The organism is Rhizobiales bacterium NRL2 (assembly GCA_001664005.1).
In the GTDB taxonomy this organism is placed as follows: Bacteria; Pseudomonadota; Alphaproteobacteria; order Minwuiales; family Minwuiaceae; genus Minwuia.
Genome location: CP016093.1, coordinates 2,552,505 through 2,569,925 on the forward strand (window position 1 = coordinate 2,552,505; position 17,421 = coordinate 2,569,925).

The following is a 17,421-nucleotide window of genomic DNA, read 5'->3' on the forward strand; positions in this document are numbered from 1 at the left end:
CGGGCATCAGACGCAGCGCCCGCCATCGACCTCGATACAGGTTCCGGTGATGAAGACCGCATCGTCGGAGGCCAGGAACAGGCAGGCATTGGCGATGTCGAGCGGCGTGCTCATGCGCCCGAGCGGCACCGTCGACACGAACTTTTCCCTGATCTCCGGCGTGTCCTCGCCGCCCATGAACTCGGCCACCATTCCCGTGTCGCCGATCACCGGGTGAATGGCGTTGACCCGGATATTCATCGGCGCCAGTTCCAGCGCCATGGACTTGGTGATGACCGTCGCCGCGCCCTTGGAGCCGTTGTACCAGGTGAGGCCGGGGCGGGGGCGCACCGCGGCAGTCGACGACGTGACGATGATCGACCCGCCATTCGCCTTCATCAGGTCCAGGCCGTGCCGGGCGGCGTGGTAGAGGCTCTTCACGTTGACGGCGTAGATCCGGTCGAAGGTCGCCTCGTCGATCTCCCACATCGGCCGGTTGCGCTGCGGCACGCCGGCATTGCAGACGAGACAGTCGAGACGGCCGTCGAAGATTCCGCCCGCGTGCTCGAACAGCCTGCGCACGCTGTCGCCGTCCGCAACATCCGCAACGGCCGCCTCCGCCGCGGGTCCGATCGCCTCGGCCACCCGGCCGGCGGCATCAGCGTCGATATCGACCACCAGCACGCGCGCGCCTTCCTCGGCGAAGCGCCGCGCGATGCCTTCGCCGAACCCCGAACCCGCACCCGTGACCAGCGCGGTCTTGCCTTCCAGCCGCATGTCTTCCTCCCGTTGTCGCTGTCGCAGTCCCAGCTTAGCGGCGATGCGACCGCATGCCACGCGGAACCCTGCGGAGTGGCGGCGTAATCGTTTCCGCATGCAACGCCATCACATCTTCGCTCTCATCGTACTGGTGATCGCCGCCGTCATCGGCATCTCCGCCATCATCGTCTGGCAGAGCCGGAGCGGGGAGCGCGTCGCCGGGGCCGTCAACGTCACGAAGGGCGTCGAGATCGGCGGGCCCTTCACCATGACGGACCACCGCGGCCGCGAAGTCACCGAAGCGATGCTGCAGGGCCGTCATGCCCTGATCTATTTCGGCTACACCTTCTGCCCGGACGTCTGCCCCACCGAATTGCAGGACATGGCCGTGGCCCTCGACCTGGCCGGCGAAGCCGGTGAGAAGGTTCTGCCGGTCTTCGTCACCATCGATCCCGCCCGCGACGGCCAGCAGGAGATGGCGGCCTATGTGGAGGCCTTCCATCCGCGCATGGTCGGTCTGCGGGGCACCGACGAACAGACCGCGGCCATGGCCAGGGCCTACCGGGTCTTCTACGCGCCGGTGAACAGGGAGGACGAATACTACCTGATGGATCACTCCAACTTCATCTTCCTGATGGGTCCGGACGGCGACAATATTGCCATCTTCAACGGTCAGGCCTCGCCGGAGACGATAGCGGCCGGCATCCGCCAAGCGGTCGACGGCTAGGGTCCGCCGGGCGCAACGAAAAGGGCCGGACCGGCAGATGCCGGCCCGACCCCAACCTGTCGCGAATCCGTCGGTTCAGTTGGACTTCGCGGCTTCTTCCTTGATCATCTCGAAGACGACATCGCGGTAGCCCTTGAACCAGTCGGTCTTCGGTTCGAAACCGTTCTCGGTGATCGTGAAGACACGGACCCAGCCGCCGCCCTCATGGTCGCCGCCCGCAAGATTCAGCGGGGGCACCAGACCGCCCAGCGAGAAGTCCTTGATGGCCCGGAAGCCGTCGCGCACCTGGGTTCCGGTGATGTCGGCGCTGCCGCCATTGGCCTTGACGGCATTGCGGACCGCCTCGATATGCAGCGCGCCGATCAGCAGGCCGCGATTGTAGAACACCGTCGAGTTGAAGGTCGCGGGCAGATCCTGCCCCCGATCCTTGTACATGGCCTCGATCTCGCGGCGGAGTTCGAAGTCGTCGCCGACACCCGCGAACTGGATGCCGTTGTAGCCGACATTGGCGGCATAGCCGCCGCCGGCCTCGATGTCCGCCTCGGACTGGCCCCACACGAAGGACACGACCTTGTTCAGCGGGTAGCCTGCGCGGCGCAACGCCTGGAGCTGCACGGACGGGGCGCGCCCGAACAGGTGGCTGATCACGTAGTCGGCCTTGAACCGGCGGGCGATGTCACGCGCCTGGTTGTCCATCTCGATACCCGGAGAGGGGACCGGGAACTCCTGCAGCTCGAAGCCTTCCATTTCCGCGAGCTTGCGGATAACGGGAAGACCCTCGCGCCCGGCCGGGTTGTCGAAGAACAGGTAGGCGATCCTCTTGCCCTTCAGTTCGCCGCCGAGTTCCTGCTTGGCGAACTCCACCGCGCCGCCGGCCTGCGACCAGTAGCTCGCCGCCGCCGGGAAGAGGTAGGGGTAGCTTTCGCCGTCCGCCGACGCGGCGGTGCCGAAGCCGGGCGAGGTGCCGGGGATCTGGTCCTTCGCCAGATCCGCGGTCAGCGCCTGGGTGATCGGCGTACCGTAAAGGCCGACGAGCACCGCACCTTCGGACTTGAAGCGCTGATAGCCTTCGACCGCCGGTGGGACCTTGTACTGGTTGTCGATCTCGATGACGCGGATCGTGTGCCCTTCCACGCCGCCCTTCGAGTTGACGAGAGCGACATAATCCTGAACGGCGTCGCCCATCGGGTTGCCCACGTTGGCGGTGACGCCGGTGCGGTCCGTCATCTGGCCGATGACGATCTCGGCGGCCTGAGCCGTCGAGAAGGATGCGACCGCGCCGGCGATGACGCCGGCGGCAGTCAGGGTCTTCAAGAGACGTTTCATATGGTTCTACCTCCCTTTATGGCATCCGCCTGTCTCTCCCGAGGCGGACTTGGAAGTAGTTTATTACGTTTTTTGCCGGAATCGAAATTATTACGCTGTTTCAATCACCTTGACAGCGACGCCGCGCGGCGCGCGCCGGCGTGGTGCGCAATGCTCACGGCTGGCGCCAACGCGAAACGCGCCGCCCCCGGAAGGAGCGGCGCGTTCTCGGTAATGGAATGATTGTGCGGCCGGTTCAGGAAAGCCAGCGTTTGCGGCGCCGGTAGCGTTTGACGTCCCGATAGGACCGCTTCTCGCCGGATTCGCCGATGCCGAGATAGAATTCCTGGACCTCGGAATTGCTGGCGAGCTGCTTGGCGGGACCTTCCATGACGATGGAGCCGTTCTCCATGACATAGCCATGATCGGCGATGGAGAGCGCCAGATTGGCGTTCTGTTCGACGAGCAGGACGGTCACGCCGGCCTCTTCGCGCATCCGCTGGATGATGCCGAAGATCTCCTCGATGATCAGCGGCGCCAGGCCGAGGGACGGCTCGTCGAGCATGATCACCTTCGGGTCCGACATGAGCGCCCTGCCGATGGCCAGCATCTGCTGCTCACCGCCGGAAAGGTAGCCGGCCTCGCTGGTGCGGCGTTCCTTCAGGCGGGGAAAGAAGGTGTAGGCCTGCTCGATCTTCTCCTTGACCTTGCTGTAGTCGGGGACGGTATGCGCCCCGGCCAGCAGATTGTCCTCGACGCTGAGGTGGGTGAAGATCCGGCGGCCCTCGAAGACCTGAACGATGCCCTTGCTGACGACCTCGTGCGGCGGCAGGCGGTCGATGCGTTCGCCGTTGAACTCGATCGAGCCACGGGTGACGGCGCCACGCTCCGGCTTCAGAAGCCCGGAAATGGACTTCAGCGTCGTCGTCTTGCCGGCGCCGTTGGCGCCCAGGATCGTGGTGATGGACTGGGGCTTCACCTCGATGGAAATGCCCTTGAGCACCAGAACGACGTTGTCGTAGACGACTTCGATATTGTTGATCGTGAGCATCCCGCCCTCACCTGAAAATGTACAAAGCGCCGGACCGGCCGAAGCCGGTCCGGCAATGATCCAAGGATCAGTTCTGTTTCGCGGCCTCTTCCTTGATCATCTCGAAGACGACGTCGCGATAGCCCTTGAACCAGTCGGTGGCCGGCTCGAAGCCGTCCTTGGTGACCGTGAAGACGCGGACCCAGCCGCCGCCCTCGTGGTCGCCGCCGGCGAGGTTCAGCGGCGGGACGAGTTCGCCCAGCTTGAACTCCTTGATCGCCCGGAAGCCGTCGCGGACGTCGGTGCCGGTGATGTCGGCGCTGCCACCATTGGCCTCGACCGCATTGCGGACCGCCTGAACGTGCAGCGCGCCGATGAGCAGGCCCCGGTTATAGAACACCGTCGAGTCGAAGGTGTCCGGCAGATCCTGGCCTTCTTCCTTGTACATGGCTTCGATCTCGCGGCGGACCTCGAAGTCGTCGCCCACGCCGGCGAACTGGATGCCGTTGTAGCCGACGTTCTCGGCGTAGCCGCCACCGGCCTCGATGTCGGCTTCCGACTGACCCCAGACGAAGGACACCACCTTCTCCAGCGGGAAGCCGGCACGGCGCAGCGCCTGGAGCTGCACCGACGGGGCGCGGCCGAACAGGTGGCTGATCACGAAGTCGGCCCGGAACCGGCGGGCGATGTCACGCGCCTGGTTGTCCATCTCGATGCCGGGCGAGGGGACCGGGAACTCCTGGAGTTCATAGCCTTCGACCTCGGCCAGTTTGCGGATGACGGGCAGTCCTTCGCGGCCGGCCGGATTGTCGAAGAACAGATAGGCGATCTTCTTGCCCTTCAGGTCGCCGCCGAGGCGCTGGCGCGCGAATTCGACCGCGCCGCCGGCCTGCGACCAGTAGCTGGCCGCGGCGGGGAACAGATAGGGGTAGTTCTCGCCGTCGGCCGAAGCGGCGGTGCCGAAACCGGGCGAAGTGCCAGGGATCTGGTCCTTCTCCAGGTCCGCTGTCAGCGCCTGGGTCACCGGCGTGCCGAACAGCCCGACCAGAACCGCGCCCTCGGACTTGATGCGCTGATAGCCTTCGATCGCGATCGGCACCTTGTACTGGTTGTCGATTTCGACGACGCGGATCGTGTGACCGTTGACGCCGCCTTTCTTGTTCACCAGGCGGACGTAGTCCTGGACGGCGTCGCCGACGGGATTGCCGACATTCGCGGTGATACCGGTACGGTCCGTCATCTGACCGATGACGATCTCGGCCGCATTCGCTGCGGTGAAGGACGCAACGGCGGCGGCGAGTACGCCCGCGGCCGTCAACGTCTTGATGAGTACTCTCATGAGTTACTACCTCCCTTTGTTACACATCCGCCACCTCTCCCGGGGCGGAACGCTTGCGGCCGCTCAGTACGAGAACGGCCAGACCCGGAAGTAATTCCGGATATTCAACCAGAGCCGGTTCAGCCCTTCGGGCTCCACGACCAGGAAGAACATGATCAGTCCGCCGAAGACGACGAGCCTGAGATGAGACTTGATCCCCGACAATCCGCTCGAGTCGCCCATGAAGAACGGCCCGATATAAGACATCACCAGGTCGATCACGATGGGTAGCAGGGTGACGAAGGTCGCGCCGAAGATGGCGCCCAACACCGAACCCATGCCGCCGATGATGACCATGGCCAGATAGTCGATGGAAATGAGCAGCGGAAAGAACTCGTTGTTCGCGACGCCCGAATAGTAGGTGTAGAGCACCCCTGCCACGCCCGCGTAGAACGAGGATATGGCAAAGGCCATCAGCTTGTAGCGGCGGACGTCGATGCCGATGATCTCGGCCGCGATGTCCTGGTCGCGGATCGCGATGAAGGCCCGGCCGATGCGGCTTCGGGCCAGATTCAGCGCGCCCACGATCGCGATCGTCACCACGCACAGGATGAACATGTACAGTTCAACCTGGGTGTCGAGCTGGATTCCGAAGATCCAGGGCCGGGGCACCTGGATCGAGGCCGACGCGCCGCCGGAGATCGCAGGCGTGTGAATGATGATCCAGTCGATGATGAACTGCGCCGCCAGCGTCGAGATCGCCAGGTAGAGTCCCTTGATGCGGACCGAGGGGAAGCCGACGATGATGCCGACCGCCGCCGCCATCAGGCCGCCCGCGGGCAGCGTGATGTAGAAGGGCAGGTCCAGCCGCGTCGCCAGGTTCGCCGCCGTGTAGGCGCCGACCGACATGAATGCGGCGTGGCCAATGGAAATCTGTCCCGTCAGCCCCAGCAGGATGTTGAGACCCAGCGCGCCGACGATTGCGATGCCCACCAGGTTGAGCATGGTGAGGTAGTAGCTGGGCACCAACAGCGGCACGATTGCGAAGAACAGGATCGCGAACCCGATAACCGACCAGCGTGCGATCGGCAGCGGGTAGAGGGCGAAGTCTGCGGCGTAGGATGTCTTGTAGAAACCGCTCTCACGATGAAACATCGATCAGACCCTCTCGATCTGCACTTTGCCGAACAGACCGTAGGGCCGGAAGAACAGCACCGCGATCATCAGCAGGTAGGGCAGGAAGTCCTTGGTGCCGCCGCCCTCGAAGGGGAAGAACTCGCGGAACCAGGGCTGGGTCATGGCCGGGTCGATATAGGTCCCGCCCCAGGCCTCGACGACGCCGACGATGATGCCGCCGACGACGCAGCCCTTGATGGACTCCAGCCCGCCCAGGATCACCACCGGGAACACCTTCAGGCCGACCACGGCCAGGGTGTTGTCGACGCCGATGGCGCTGCCCCAGAGCAGGCCGCCCAGCACGGCGACGACGCCCGCCATGGACCAGGCCAGCACGAAGTAGCGCTCGACGTTGATGCCCATGGCCATTGAGACTTGGTGGTTGTCGGCGACGGCGCGCAGCGCGACGCCCTTGCGGGACTTCATGAAGAACCAGCCGAAGCCCGCGAAGAAGGCGATGGCGACCAGGGCGCCGACCACGTTGATCGGCGTCAGGTAGATCTGCCCGATGATCCAGGGATCGTTCGGAACGCCGATGTCGAGCGAGCGCGTCGCCGAGCCGAACATCATCGGGAAGACACCCTCGAGGAAGGCGGCGAGCCCGATCGTGGCCATGATGATGGCGACGACCGGCCGGCCGATCATGGGCCGGAGCACGACGCGTTCCAGCGCGACGTTGAACAGCACCATGAAGACCAGGGCCATCACGGCCGCGATGAAGACCGGTATCGAGTAGTCAGCGGCCAGCGCCGCGACCATCATGCCGGAAATCATCACGAACTGGCCCTGCGCGAAATTGATCGCGTCGGTCGACTTGTAGATCAGCACGAAACCCAGGGCGACAAGGGCATACATCAGACCGATGAGCGCCCCGTTGATCGTCGACTCCAGGAAATACCAGACAACGAACATGTCCATGTTCCGAATTCCTCCCTCTAGGCCGCGTCCTGGATGGTCAGATGCGCGTCCATCGTCGCTTTCCGACCGTCCTCGAACGTGACCTCAGTCGTGATGTCGACCTCCTTCTCTCCCCCGTAGAAGGCCTCGATCACTGGTTCGTACTTTTCCGCGATATAGCCGCGCCGGAGCTTGCGCGTGCGTGTGACCTCGGCGTCGTCCGCGTCGAGGTCCTTGGCGAGCAGCAGGAAGCGCTTGATGCGGCTGACTTCCGGCAAACTCTGGTTGATGCGGACGATCTCGTCATGGACCAGGTCGCGGACCTTCTGCTTCTGCGACAGATCCATGTAGTTGGAGTAGGCGATGCCTTCCTTCTCGGCCCAGTTGCCCACCGTGTTGTAGTCGATGGCGATCATCGCGCAGACATAGGGCTTGTCGTGGCCGAAGGAGACCGCCTCGGAAATGTAGGGGCTGAACTTCAGCTTGTTCTCGACGTACTGCGGCGCGAAGGGCGAGCCGTCGACCAGCTTGCCCACGTCCTTGGCGCGGTCGATGATGATAAGTTCGCCCGTGCTCTCGAGAATGCCGGCATCGCCGGTGTGGAACCAGCCGTCCTCGTCGATCGTCTCGCGGGTGGCCTTCTCGTTCTTGTAGTAGCCGACGAAGATGCCCGGACTTCTGACCAGCACCTCGCCATTCTCCGCGATCTTCACTTCGATGCCGGGACAGGGTTTGCCGACATTGTCCGGCGACGCTTCACCGTCGCGCTGCAGCGTGACCGTGCCGCAGGCTTCCGTCGAGCCGTAGAGCTGCTTCAGGTTGATCCCCATCGCGCGGAAGAAACGGAACGTGTCGGGCCCGAGCGGCGCGCCGCCAACATAGCACCAGCGCGCCCGGCGGAAGCCGTACTGGTCGCGGATCGGACCGTAGACCAGGATCTCGCCCAGCCACTTCATCAGCTTCTTCCCGAACGGCGCCGGGCGCCCTTCGGCCTTGAGGTTCTCGATCTCGACGGCGGCGTCGCGGAAGGTATTGAAGACCCAGCGCTTCAGCGGCGGCGCGTCATTGGCCTTGACCTGGATTTCCGACAGGATCTGCTCGAACGTGCGGGGCGCGGCGACAAGGCCGGTCGCCCCCAGCTCGCGGCCGTCGCGGCGGAAGGTCTCGCCCGATTCCGGACAGTTGGAGGCGCAGCCGGCGGTGATGCTGACGGCGGTGTTGTAGAGCGCCTCGCCGACCCAGGCCATCGGCAGATAGGACAGGAAGTCATCGGATTCCCTGACCGTCTCGTTTTCCAGGAAGATCCGGGAGGCGGACACCAGATTGTGGTGCGAAAGCATCACGCCCTTCGGGTTTCCGGTGGTGCCGGAGGTGTAGCACATGAAGGCGATATCCTCCGCCTTCACCGCTGCGGCGGCCTCATAGAACCCGGCGTCATCGAGCTTGTCGCCCTCGATCTGAATGGAGTCGAAGTCCTTCAGGATCGGGTCGTCGTACTTCGACATGCCGAGCGGGTCGTCGAACACCAGAAGCTCCAGCCCCGGCAGGTTCTCGCGCAGCGACAGGATCTTGTCGACCTGCTCCTGGTCCTCGGCCACGATGACCTTCACGTCCGCGTCGTTGAGGACGAACATCAGTTCCGTGGCGATGGCGTCGGAGTAGACGGGAACCGCGGTGCCGCCGAGGCAGACGGCGGCCATCTCGGCCCAGTAGAGGCGGGGCCGGTTGTCGCCGGCCACGCAGAGCTTGTCGCCGGGGCCGAAGCCCCGCGCCTTGAGGCCCAGCGCGAAGCGCCGGACATTGTCGACGTAATCCTTCCAGGTGTAGGTCTGCCAGATGCCGAGGCTCTTCTCGCGCATCGCGGGTTTGGTCGGCCGAAGCTTCTCGTTGTTCAGCAACAGGCTCGCGAGGGTATCGGTCATGTCTCCCTTGTCTCCTGTCAGTCCGAGGTGCCGAGATAGGCATTGATCACGGCCGGATCGGCCTGGACCTCGGCCGGGGTGCCCTCGGAAATCTTGGTGCCCTGGTCCAGCACGGCGATACGGTCGGAAATGTCCATGACCACGCCCATGTCGTGCTCGATCAGGATGATCGTGGTGCCCAGTTCCTCGTTCACGTCGAGAACGTAGCGGGCCATGTCCTCCTTCTCCTCCTGGTTCATGCCGGCCATTGGCTCGTCCAGCAGCAGGAGATCGGGTTCCACGGCCAGCGCCCGGCCGAGCTCGACGCGCTTCTGGAAGCCGTAGGGCAGGGCGCCGGTGGTCTGTTTGCGCAGATCGTTGAGCTTGAGAAAGTCGATGATCTCCTCGCACTTCTTGCGGTGCTCGATCTCCTCCTTCTGGGCCGGTCCCCAGTAGAGGAAAGAGGTGAGCACGTTCGAGTGCATGCGCACGTGGCGGCCCAGCATCAGGTTCTCGAGCACCGACAGACCCCGGAACAGGGCGATGTTCTGGAACGTGCGGGCAATGCCCAGTTCGGCGCGCTCGTTCGGCCGCAGGCCGCCGATGCTCCTTCCCTGGAATTCGATGGACCCCGTGTCGGGCGTGTAGAAGCCGCTGATCATGTTGACCAGCGAGGTCTTGCCGGCGCCGTTCGGTCCGATGACCGAGAACACCGAACCCTTCGGGACGTCGATCGAGACATCCGCGACGGCGCGAACCCCGCCGAAGTATTTGGATACTCCGACAACCTTCAATATGGCATCGCTAGACGCCGATGCTGCTTGCATCGCGGCCATTTCCCTCCCCATAGCAATGTCATTCTTGTTGTTGCGGCAGAGACTATCAGCGCGCCGCGAAAATTTCCAAGCCTGTAATTTTTTCAGTATTCAGGCGTCGTCGCCGGCGGGCATGACACGTGTCGCCGGCAGATGCAGTTCCGCTGTCGTGCCCTGGCCTTCCACGCTGTCGATCTCCACCGTTCCCCCGTGCAGTTCCGCAAGCGAACGGGACAGCGGCAGTCCCAGCCCGGTGCCGTCGAACTTCCGCGACAGCCCGGTATGTCCCTGGGTGAAGGCCTCGAACATCCGGCCGATCCGGTTGCGGGGGATACCGATTCCGGTGTCGGTGATGCTCACCACGAATCGCGGGCCCCTCACGCCGGCCTCGATGCGGACCTCGCCGCCCCGCTCGGTGAACTTCACCGCGTTGGACAGCAGATTGAGCAGGATCTGCTTGATCAGGCGCTCGTCGGCGTGGATTTCCACGACCGGAGCGTCGGCCAGGCAGTTGACGATGGTGACGCCCCTGCGGTCGGCACGTTCCTGGACCAGCCGCAGGCACGCCTGCAGGCAGAAGGCCAGATCGAAGGTCGATTCGTGGATGTCGAACTGGCCCGACTCCGCCTTGGAGAGATCGAGGATGTCGTTGATGACCGACAGCAGGTGCCGACCGCTTTCGTGGATGTCGGCTGCATAGGTCTCGTACTTCTCGTGGCCAAGAGGCCCGAACATGCGCCCGCTCAGGATTTCGGCGAAGCCGATGATGGCGTTGAGCGGGGTGCGCAGTTCGTGGCTCATGTTGGCGAGAAACTCGGACTTCGCGCGGCTCGCCAGTTCGGCTTCCTCCTTCGCGCGGCGCAGGGCCATTTCGCGTTCCCGCCGGGCGGTGACGTCGCGTGCGATGACCTGGACGGCCGGATACCCGTCGAAGGGGACGATGGAGGTTTCGGTCTCCAGTTCGAACACCTCGCCATCGAAGCGCATCGCCCGGTAGTTCATGGAGCCGCGATGGCTGCCGACGCCTTCGGCCAGCATGGCGCGAACGTCGCTGTCGATGCGGGGCAGATCCTCGGGATGCATCAGCGCCTTGCTGCCTCGCCGCAGCAGGGCTTCGCGGGTGCCGGCGCGGAACATGCGCACGCATTCGCGGTTGGCGTAGAGGATGCGGCCGTCGCGATGCACCAGAATGGAATCGGGGTTGCTCTCGACGAGCTGTCGGTAGCGCTGCTCGCGCTCCTTCAGGCTCTCGCGGAAGCGGTAGCTCTCCGTGATGTCCATGACGCTGATGATCATGCCGCCGTCACGTAGGGGGTCGGCCTGGATCTCCAGCGCCGTGCCGTTGGGCCGGCGGCGTTCGAAGCGATGCGCTTCCCGGCGCGCCAGCAGGTCCGCGAAACTTTGGACACGCCGGCTCTGCGCCGCATCGCCGTATTCGTCCCGCGCGAGGTTGTGCTCGACGATGTCGAGGAACGGGCGACCGGGCGCGAGCATCACGGCGGGCAGATCCATAAGGTCGCGATAACGCTGGTTGGTGGTGCGGATGCGCAGCGCCGAATCCACCACGCAGATACCCTGCTTCATGCTGGCGAAGACGGAACGCATCAGGTCGCGCTGTGTCTGCAGTTCCTGCTCGCGGCGCTTGCGCTCGGTGATGTCGGTCGACACGCCGATCACGCCGACGCCGGGCAGGGCATGCTCGCTGATGGAGAACCAGCGCCCGTCGCCGGTCTGCACTTCCTCGTTGAAGCTTCCGGTGCGATGGCCGGCCAGGCGCCGCTGCAGCCAGCTCTCGTGGTCGGAATGCGCCGGACCGATCTGGCGGCGGTCCACCATGCGGCGCAGGATCTGTTCGAAGGTGTCGCCGATGCGCACACAGACATCGTCGGGATCGAAGAACTCCCGGTAGCGCTGATTGGCGATGACGCAGCGGTCCTCGGCGTCGAAGAAGGTGAAGCCCTCGTTGATGGTCTGCAGCGCCGTCTCGAGTTGGGACTGGGCGCGGTCGGCGCGTTTCTCGGTCTCGACCTGGTCGGTGACGTCGACGCCGGTGCCGCGATAGCCCAGGAAGCCGCCGTCGGGTCCGAAAACCGGCCGGCCGCTCACGCGGAACCACAGATTCCCTTTCGGCGTATCGCCCCGATAGACGTAGTTGTGGAACGGACGGTGCGCCGCCAGGTCGGCCAGATGCTCCCGGACCGATGGCGCATCCGGGTCGGCGGACATCTCGACCCGGTGGCGTCCGATGTAGTTGGCCGGGTCAACACCGGTGATGTCGCGGAGCTTCTCGCTCAGGAAGGTGAAGCGGTGATCCTGGTCTGTTTCCCAGAACCATTCGTTGGCGATCTCGAGGAAGTCCTTCAGCCGTCCGTTCGGTTCCGCATTGGACAATGCCGTACCGTAGCCTGGCAGATCCCGGTCGGGTGGTCCGCCCGGCGCAACCGTTCTGTTCGCGTGACGAGTACTCAATTCATGCCACCCGCGTGGGCTGTCGGACAAGAGATGATAGTTGAACCGGCGCGCTTAAGGCACCGTTAATCCTGCCGTCGCGGCGCCAGCGCTGCATTCTCCACGCGGACGCGCCACGCCAGAAGGGCGAGGTTGAGAACCGAGAAGACGACCGCGACCTCCAGCAGGCCCGCCATCAGGGGCACGACGGCGATCTCCCCGATCACGATCAGGTAGTTGGGATGGCGCACGAAGCGGAACGGTCCCCGCCGGACCAGCGGCGCGCCGGGAACGTCGATGATCCGTGTGGTCCAGTAGGGGCCCAGGCTGGCGATGACCCAGATCCGTCCCGCCTGGAGCAGCACGAAGACGGCGAACAGCCACGGGTTCACCGTGCCCTCCGCCGGCGCGGCGACGATCAGCGCCGCCAGCCAGGAGGCGTGCAGGACGACGAACAGCGGATAATGCCGCGCGCCGTGCTCCACGGCGCCGGCGGCGAGGAGACGCCCTGTATTGCGCCGGGCCAGCCAGAGCTCGGCGAAACGCTGGGCAATCAGAAAGGCGATGACGCCGTGAAAGACGGTCATGGCAGATCCAGCGTCAGGAAGCCGGCCGTGAACCCCGGTCCCAGCGTCGACAGCAGCGCGCGCCCGTGCAGTCCGTCATCCATCGCCGCGCGCACCACGAACAGGACCGTCGCCGCCGACATGTTGCCGAACTGAGCCAGGACACGGCGCGAATGCACCAGTCCGCCCGTCTCCAGTCCGAATATCTCCTCCAGTGCATCGAGCACCTTGGCGCCGCCGGGATGGCTGAGGAAGTGCCGGAAGTCGTCCAGGTTCAACCCCTCCCGCGCCAGGTAGCCGTCCATCGCCTCGCCCATCCGTGCGCGGACATGGGTCGGGATATCGCGGGAGAAGATCACCGACAGGCCGTCATCGGTGACGTCCCAGCCCATGACGTCGAGCGTGTCCCGCCAGGTGTGCTCGGCGAAGCTGTGGATCGCCGCGCCGCCCGTCAGATGCGTGCCGACCAGGGCGGCAGCGGCGCCGTCCCCGAACAGCGCCGTGGCGATCACGTTGCTCTTCGAGTAGTCGCGGCTGCGGAAGGTGAGGCCGCACAGTTCGACCACCAGCAGCAGATAGGTCTTGCCGGGCTGGCTCATGGCCATCTGCGCGGCGCGCGCGAGGCCCAGCACGCCGCCCGCGCAGCCCAGGCCGAACACCGGCAGGCGCTGCATGTCGCGGCGCAGGTTCATGCGCTCCATCAGCAGGGCGTCCAGGCTTGGCGTCGCGATGCCGGACGTCGATACCGCCACGATGCCGTCGATCTGGTCGGCCGTCATCTCCGCCTTTTCGAGTGCGCCGCGGGCGGCCCGTTCCAGCAGGTCGACGGCGTTGCGGATATAGAGATCGTTGCGCGCGCCGAAGCCGTGCGCCTCCTGATACCAGTCGATCGGCACACAGGAATAACGCGTATCGATCGCCGCGTTCTCGTAAACAGGGCGCAGCCGGTCGAAACTGGCCAGCGCCCCGCCGAACAGTTCGCCGGCGCGCCGCGCCACCTCCGCCTGTTCAAGCACGTGGTCGGGGTTGGCGACCGTGAGCCCGGCCATATGCGCGGCCGGCCGGTTGGTGTCTGTCATGCTCGCGTTGCTCCCGACTGGCTGGCCCCTGCAGGGTGAGGATATGGGCAACAATCCGGCCCGTGACGATATTCGATGCCGCGCCGAAAGCCCTGTTCGGCCCTTTCCACGTATTGAGACGCTCCCATATGATATGGCACACATTGGAATGGTGTCTCGACGGTTCCGCCCGTGACGGAGGCGAGGCGCCGCCCCCCGTGCTTTTTCCGGCTTGCCTGCACCGGAGTTGGAGAACCGTAGCGAATGAACGACAAGACGCCCGCAGGCCGCCCGGTCAAACTCCGTTCGCCCTTCATGAAGCGTATCAGGGCGTATTTCTTTACCGGCGTCATCGTGGTCGCGCCTGTGGCCATCACGATCTACCTCACCTGGTCCTTCATCGAATGGGTCGATCAGGTGGTCATCCCGCTGATCCCGATCGAGTACCGTCCCGAAGCCTTCCTGCCGTTCACCGTGCCGGGGCTGGGCGTCATCCTCGCCCTGGTCGGACTCACACTGGTTGGCGCGCTGACGGCAAATCTTCTGGGCCGCACCGTGGTCCGTCTCGGCGAACAGATCGTCGACCGCATGCCGGTGATCCGGGGAATCTACAACGTCTTCAAGCAGATCTTCGAGACGCTGCTGAAGGACACCAGCGACGCCTTCCAGTACGCCGCGCTGGTCGAGTATCCGCGCCGCGGCCTCTACACCATCGGCTTCGTCGCCGGCACCACGAAGGGTGAAGTCGTCCGGCATGTCGACAAGGACCTGGTCAGCGTCTACGTGCCGACCACGCCGAACCCGTCGTCGGGCTTCATCCTGTTCATCCCGCGCGAAGACGTACGCATACTCGACATGACTGTCGACCAGGCGATGAAATACGTCGTTTCGGTCGGCGTCGTCGTGCCGCCCGACCCGAGCGCGCCAACGCTTCCGGGCTTCGAGACTGCGCCCGGGACCGAGACACCGGAACGCAAGTCAGCCTGATTCCAGGTAGCGGATCGCCGCATCGCGCTCGAACAGATAGAGCAGAATCCGAAGCGCGCGGCCGCGCTCCTTCCTGAGTTCCGGATCGGTTTCCACGATCAGCCGCGCGTCGTCGTGGGCGATCTCCATCAGGTCCTGATCGCGTTCGATCGCGGCCAGCCGCATGCCGGGCAGGCCGCTCTGGCGCGTGCCCAGCAGTTCGCCCGCGCCCCGCAGCCGGTAATCCTCCTCGGCGATGCGGAATCCGTCGTCGGTTTCACGCAGCGTACGGAGCCTTGCCCGCGCGGTCTCGCCCAGCGGGGGCCGGTAGATCAGCAGGCAGACGCCGGGCCGGTCGCCACGCCCGACCCGCCCGCGCAACTGGTGCAATTGGGCGAGGCCGAAGCGGTCCGCTTCCTCGATGACGATGATCGTCGCCTCGGGCACGTCCACGCCAACTTCGACCACGGTCGTCGCCACCAGAAGGGTCGCATCCCCATCGGCGAAGCGCTGCAGCGCCGTGTCCTTGTCCTCGGCCCGCATCCGGCCGTGCACCAGCCCGACGCGGTCGCCGAAACGCTGACGCAGTTCCCGGTACCGCTGTTCGGCGGCGGCGAGTTCGCTGTCTTCGGTTTCCTCCACCAGCGGGCAGATCCAGTAGGCACGGTCACCGCGGTCCATGGCGGCGGCGAGACGCTCGATCACGTCGTCCAGCCGTTCCGCGGAGACGACGCGCGTATCGACGGCCGCGCGGCCTGGAGGGCGTTCGTCGATCCGGCTGACGTCCATGTCGCCATAGGCGGTCATGGCCAGCGTGCGCGGGATCGGCGTCGCGGTCATGACCAGGATGTCCGCGGGACGCTCCGATTTCTCCGACAGCAGCATTCGCTGGTGCACGCCGAAACGATGCTGCTCGTCGACGATGACGAGGCCCAGATCGCGGAAGTCGACGCCTTCCTGGAACAGCGCGTGCGTGCCGACCAGCAGGTCGATGCGGCCCTCGTTCAGGTCCTGCAGGATCGCCCGCCGCGCCTGCGCCTTGTCGCGGCCCGTAAGGCAGGCGATCCGCAGCCCGGATTCCCCGGCCAGATCGACGAGCGTCCGCGCGTGCTGGCGCGCCAGCACTTCGGTCGGCACCATCAGCGCCGCCTGGGTGCCGGCCTCGACCGCGGCGGCGGCGGCCAGCAGGGCGACCACCGTCTTGCCGCTGCCCACGTCGCCCTGGATCAGCCGCATCATCCGGTGCGGCGAGGCCATGTCCTCGAGGATTTCCGCCAGCACGCGCCGCTGTGCGCCGGTCAATTCCCAGCGCAGCCCCTGCCGGACCTTCTCAGCGATGCGGCCGTCGCCCTGGAGACGCCGTCCGCCGCGGCGTTTCAGCCGGCGCCGCACCAGGGAGAGGGCGAGCTGGTTGGCCAGCAGTTCGTCATAGGCCAGCCGGCGCAAGGCCGGCGTGCTTTCGATCGCCGCGGCGCGCTCCGGAGCGTGAACCGCGCGCACCGCATCGCGCCAGGCGGGAAAGCCGTGCCTCTCCTTCATCGGCAGATCCAGCCATTCGGGGAGATCGGGCGCCTGTGCTGCGGCCCTGGCGACGATGTGGCGAAGCGTCTTCGGGGCCAGCCCTGCGGTCAGCGGATAGACCGGTTCGATGGCCGGTATTTCCTCGCCCGTCGCGGGATCGACGGCATAGTCGGGATGGGCCATCTGGAGCGCGTCGCCATAGCGGTCGATCCGTCCGCTGATCAGCCGGCGCGCGCCCGGCGGATAGGTCTGCTCCAGCCAGTCGCGGCGGGGATTGAAGAATACCAGTGCCGCGCTTGCCGTGCCGTCGGTGACGATCACGCGATAGGGCTGACGGCCCCGCCCGGCGCGATGCTCGGTGACGGTGACGTCGATCGTCGCCACGCGGCCGGTCTCGGCGTCTTCCAGCTTCGGGCGGTAGCCGCGGTCGATCACGCCGCTGGGCAACAGCCAGATCAGATCCAGCACGCGGCTCGCCCCCAGCCGGTCCAGCAATGCCGCCACGCGCGGGCCGACGCCCTTCAGATTGGTCGCGGGCTGGAACAGGGCAAAGAGGATCTCCGGGCGCATGGCCCTTTATGATGCGGCCCGCGCCCCCGTGACAAGCCGGACCCTGACATCTCGCCGCCGGACGGTTATATCAGCGGTTCGATTCAGCGAGGCCGGACCCATGGACGCGACCGACGACGATCTCGAGCTGCGGCGGAAGAAGCTGCTCTACCGGTCCCACTACACGGGCACCAAGGAGACCGATATCCTGCTCACGCGCTTCGCGGAGCGGAATCTGCCGACGTTCGACGCCCGGCAACTCGACCTCTACGAGGCGATGCTGCACGCCGGAGATCCGGAGATTCTCGCCTGGGTCGTGGGCCGCAAGCCCATACCCCCGGAATACGACAACGAGGTCAGCCGCATGCTCGTCCGTTTCAACTTCGCCCAGCCCGGATCGTGACGG

General features: G+C 65.4%; 15 protein-coding genes. 3 read left to right on the forward strand and 12 right to left on the reverse strand.

Features of this window, described 5'->3' with window-relative positions; all coding sequences use genetic code 11:
- Positions 1-6 precede the first annotated feature (6 nt).
- Positions 7-756: a 3-oxoacyl-ACP reductase gene (fabG, locus tag TEF_11940; protein ANK81431.1), complete on the reverse strand. Its 750-nt coding sequence runs from the start codon at positions 754-756 to the stop codon at positions 7-9.
- A gap of 97 nt (positions 757-853) precedes the next feature.
- On the opposite strand from fabG, the gene TEF_11945 reads away from it, so the two are divergent.
- A complete protein-coding gene (locus TEF_11945; GenBank protein ANK81432.1) occupies positions 854-1,465 on the forward strand; it encodes a hypothetical protein in 612 nt (203 codons plus the stop codon).
- Between the two features lie 75 nt (positions 1,466-1,540).
- On the opposite strand, the gene TEF_11950 is transcribed toward TEF_11945, so the two are convergent.
- The 10 genes from TEF_11950 to TEF_11995 all read right to left on the reverse strand — a co-directional run bounded on the left by TEF_11950 (position 1,541) and on the right by TEF_11995 (position 14,000).
- The gene (locus TEF_11950; GenBank protein ANK81433.1) at positions 1,541-2,791 is read right to left on the reverse strand and encodes a hypothetical protein; all 1,251 of its coding nucleotides are present in this window, start codon (positions 2,789-2,791) and stop codon (positions 1,541-1,543) included.
- Positions 2,792-3,026: 235 nt separating this feature from the next.
- Positions 3,027-3,821, reverse strand: coding sequence for an ABC transporter ATP-binding protein (locus TEF_11955; protein ANK81434.1), 795 nt, complete (start codon positions 3,819-3,821; stop codon positions 3,027-3,029).
- Between the two features lie 67 nt (positions 3,822-3,888).
- Positions 3,889-5,118 (reverse strand): hypothetical protein, encoded by a 1,230-nt coding sequence (locus TEF_11960; protein ANK81435.1) that lies wholly within the window; start codon positions 5,116-5,118, stop codon positions 3,889-3,891.
- 84 nt (positions 5,119-5,202) lie between these two features.
- The gene (locus TEF_11965) at positions 5,203-6,273 is read right to left on the reverse strand and encodes a hypothetical protein (protein ANK81436.1); all 1,071 of its coding nucleotides are present in this window, start codon (positions 6,271-6,273) and stop codon (positions 5,203-5,205) included.
- Positions 6,274-6,276: 3 nt separating this feature from the next.
- Positions 6,277-7,212, reverse strand: coding sequence for a hypothetical protein (locus tag TEF_11970; GenBank protein ANK81437.1), 936 nt, complete (start codon positions 7,210-7,212; stop codon positions 6,277-6,279).
- Between the two features lie 17 nt (positions 7,213-7,229).
- A complete protein-coding gene (locus TEF_11975; protein ANK81438.1) occupies positions 7,230-9,113 on the reverse strand; it encodes a hypothetical protein in 1,884 nt (627 codons plus the stop codon).
- Positions 9,114-9,130: 17 nt separating this feature from the next.
- Positions 9,131-9,940, reverse strand: a complete 810-nt coding sequence (locus tag TEF_11980) for an ABC transporter ATP-binding protein (protein ID ANK81439.1) — start codon at positions 9,938-9,940, stop codon at positions 9,131-9,133.
- Between the two features lie 78 nt (positions 9,941-10,018).
- The gene (locus TEF_11985; GenBank protein ID ANK81440.1) at positions 10,019-12,298 is read right to left on the reverse strand and encodes a hypothetical protein; all 2,280 of its coding nucleotides are present in this window, start codon (positions 12,296-12,298) and stop codon (positions 10,019-10,021) included.
- 143 nt (positions 12,299-12,441) lie between these two features.
- Entirely contained in the window at positions 12,442-12,942 is a 501-nt protein-coding gene (locus TEF_11990) for a hypothetical protein (GenBank protein ANK81441.1), read from the reverse strand.
- Positions 12,939-14,000 (reverse strand): chalcone synthase, encoded by a 1,062-nt coding sequence (locus TEF_11995; GenBank protein ANK81442.1) that lies wholly within the window; start codon positions 13,998-14,000, stop codon positions 12,939-12,941. The genes TEF_11990 and TEF_11995 overlap by 4 nt, the downstream gene beginning before the upstream one ends.
- Before the next feature lie 294 nt (positions 14,001-14,294).
- On the opposite strand from TEF_11995, the gene TEF_12000 reads away from it, so the two are divergent.
- On the forward strand, positions 14,295-14,966 hold the full coding sequence (locus TEF_12000) for a hypothetical protein (protein ID ANK83442.1): 672 nt from the start codon (positions 14,295-14,297) through the stop codon (positions 14,964-14,966).
- On the opposite strand, the gene TEF_12005 is transcribed toward TEF_12000, so the two are convergent.
- The gene (locus tag TEF_12005) at positions 14,958-17,036 is read right to left on the reverse strand and encodes an ATP-dependent DNA helicase RecG (GenBank protein ANK81443.1); all 2,079 of its coding nucleotides are present in this window, start codon (positions 17,034-17,036) and stop codon (positions 14,958-14,960) included. The genes TEF_12000 and TEF_12005 overlap by 9 nt on opposite strands.
- A 100-nt stretch (positions 17,037-17,136) precedes the next feature.
- On the opposite strand from TEF_12005, the gene TEF_12010 reads away from it, so the two are divergent.
- Positions 17,137-17,418, forward strand: coding sequence for a hypothetical protein (locus tag TEF_12010; protein ID ANK81444.1), 282 nt, complete (start codon positions 17,137-17,139; stop codon positions 17,416-17,418).
- Positions 17,419-17,421: the final 3 nt, after the last annotated feature.

What these genes read in the sequence shown, in the direction of transcription:
- fabG (ANK81431.1), bottom strand. Translation starts at nt 756, where the DNA reads ATGCGGCTGGAAGGCAAGACCGCGCTGGTCACGGGTGCGGGTTCGGGG.
- TEF_11945 (ANK81432.1), top strand. Translation starts at nt 854, where the DNA reads ATGCAACGCCATCACATCTTCGCTCTCATCGTACTGGTGATCGCCGCC.
- TEF_11950 (ANK81433.1), bottom strand. Translation starts at nt 2,791, where the DNA reads ATGAAACGTCTCTTGAAGACCCTGACTGCCGCCGGCGTCATCGCCGGC.
- TEF_11955 (ANK81434.1), bottom strand. Translation starts at nt 3,821, where the DNA reads ATGCTCACGATCAACAATATCGAAGTCGTCTACGACAACGTCGTTCTG.
- TEF_11965 (ANK81436.1), bottom strand. Translation starts at nt 6,273, where the DNA reads ATGTTTCATCGTGAGAGCGGTTTCTACAAGACATCCTACGCCGCAGAC.
- TEF_11970 (ANK81437.1), bottom strand. Translation starts at nt 7,212, where the DNA reads ATGGACATGTTCGTTGTCTGGTATTTCCTGGAGTCGACGATCAACGGG.
- TEF_11975 (ANK81438.1), bottom strand. Translation starts at nt 9,113, where the DNA reads ATGACCGATACCCTCGCGAGCCTGTTGCTGAACAACGAGAAGCTTCGG.
- TEF_11980 (ANK81439.1), bottom strand. Translation starts at nt 9,940, where the DNA reads ATGGGGAGGGAAATGGCCGCGATGCAAGCAGCATCGGCGTCTAGCGAT.
- TEF_11990 (ANK81441.1), bottom strand. Translation starts at nt 12,942, where the DNA reads ATGACCGTCTTTCACGGCGTCATCGCCTTTCTGATTGCCCAGCGTTTC.
- TEF_11995 (ANK81442.1), bottom strand. Translation starts at nt 14,000, where the DNA reads ATGACAGACACCAACCGGCCGGCCGCGCATATGGCCGGGCTCACGGTC.
- TEF_12000 (ANK83442.1), top strand. Translation starts at nt 14,295, where the DNA reads ATGAAGCGTATCAGGGCGTATTTCTTTACCGGCGTCATCGTGGTCGCG.
- TEF_12005 (ANK81443.1), bottom strand. Translation starts at nt 17,036, where the DNA reads ATGCGCCCGGAGATCCTCTTTGCCCTGTTCCAGCCCGCGACCAATCTG.
- TEF_12010 (ANK81444.1), top strand. Translation starts at nt 17,137, where the DNA reads ATGGACGCGACCGACGACGATCTCGAGCTGCGGCGGAAGAAGCTGCTC.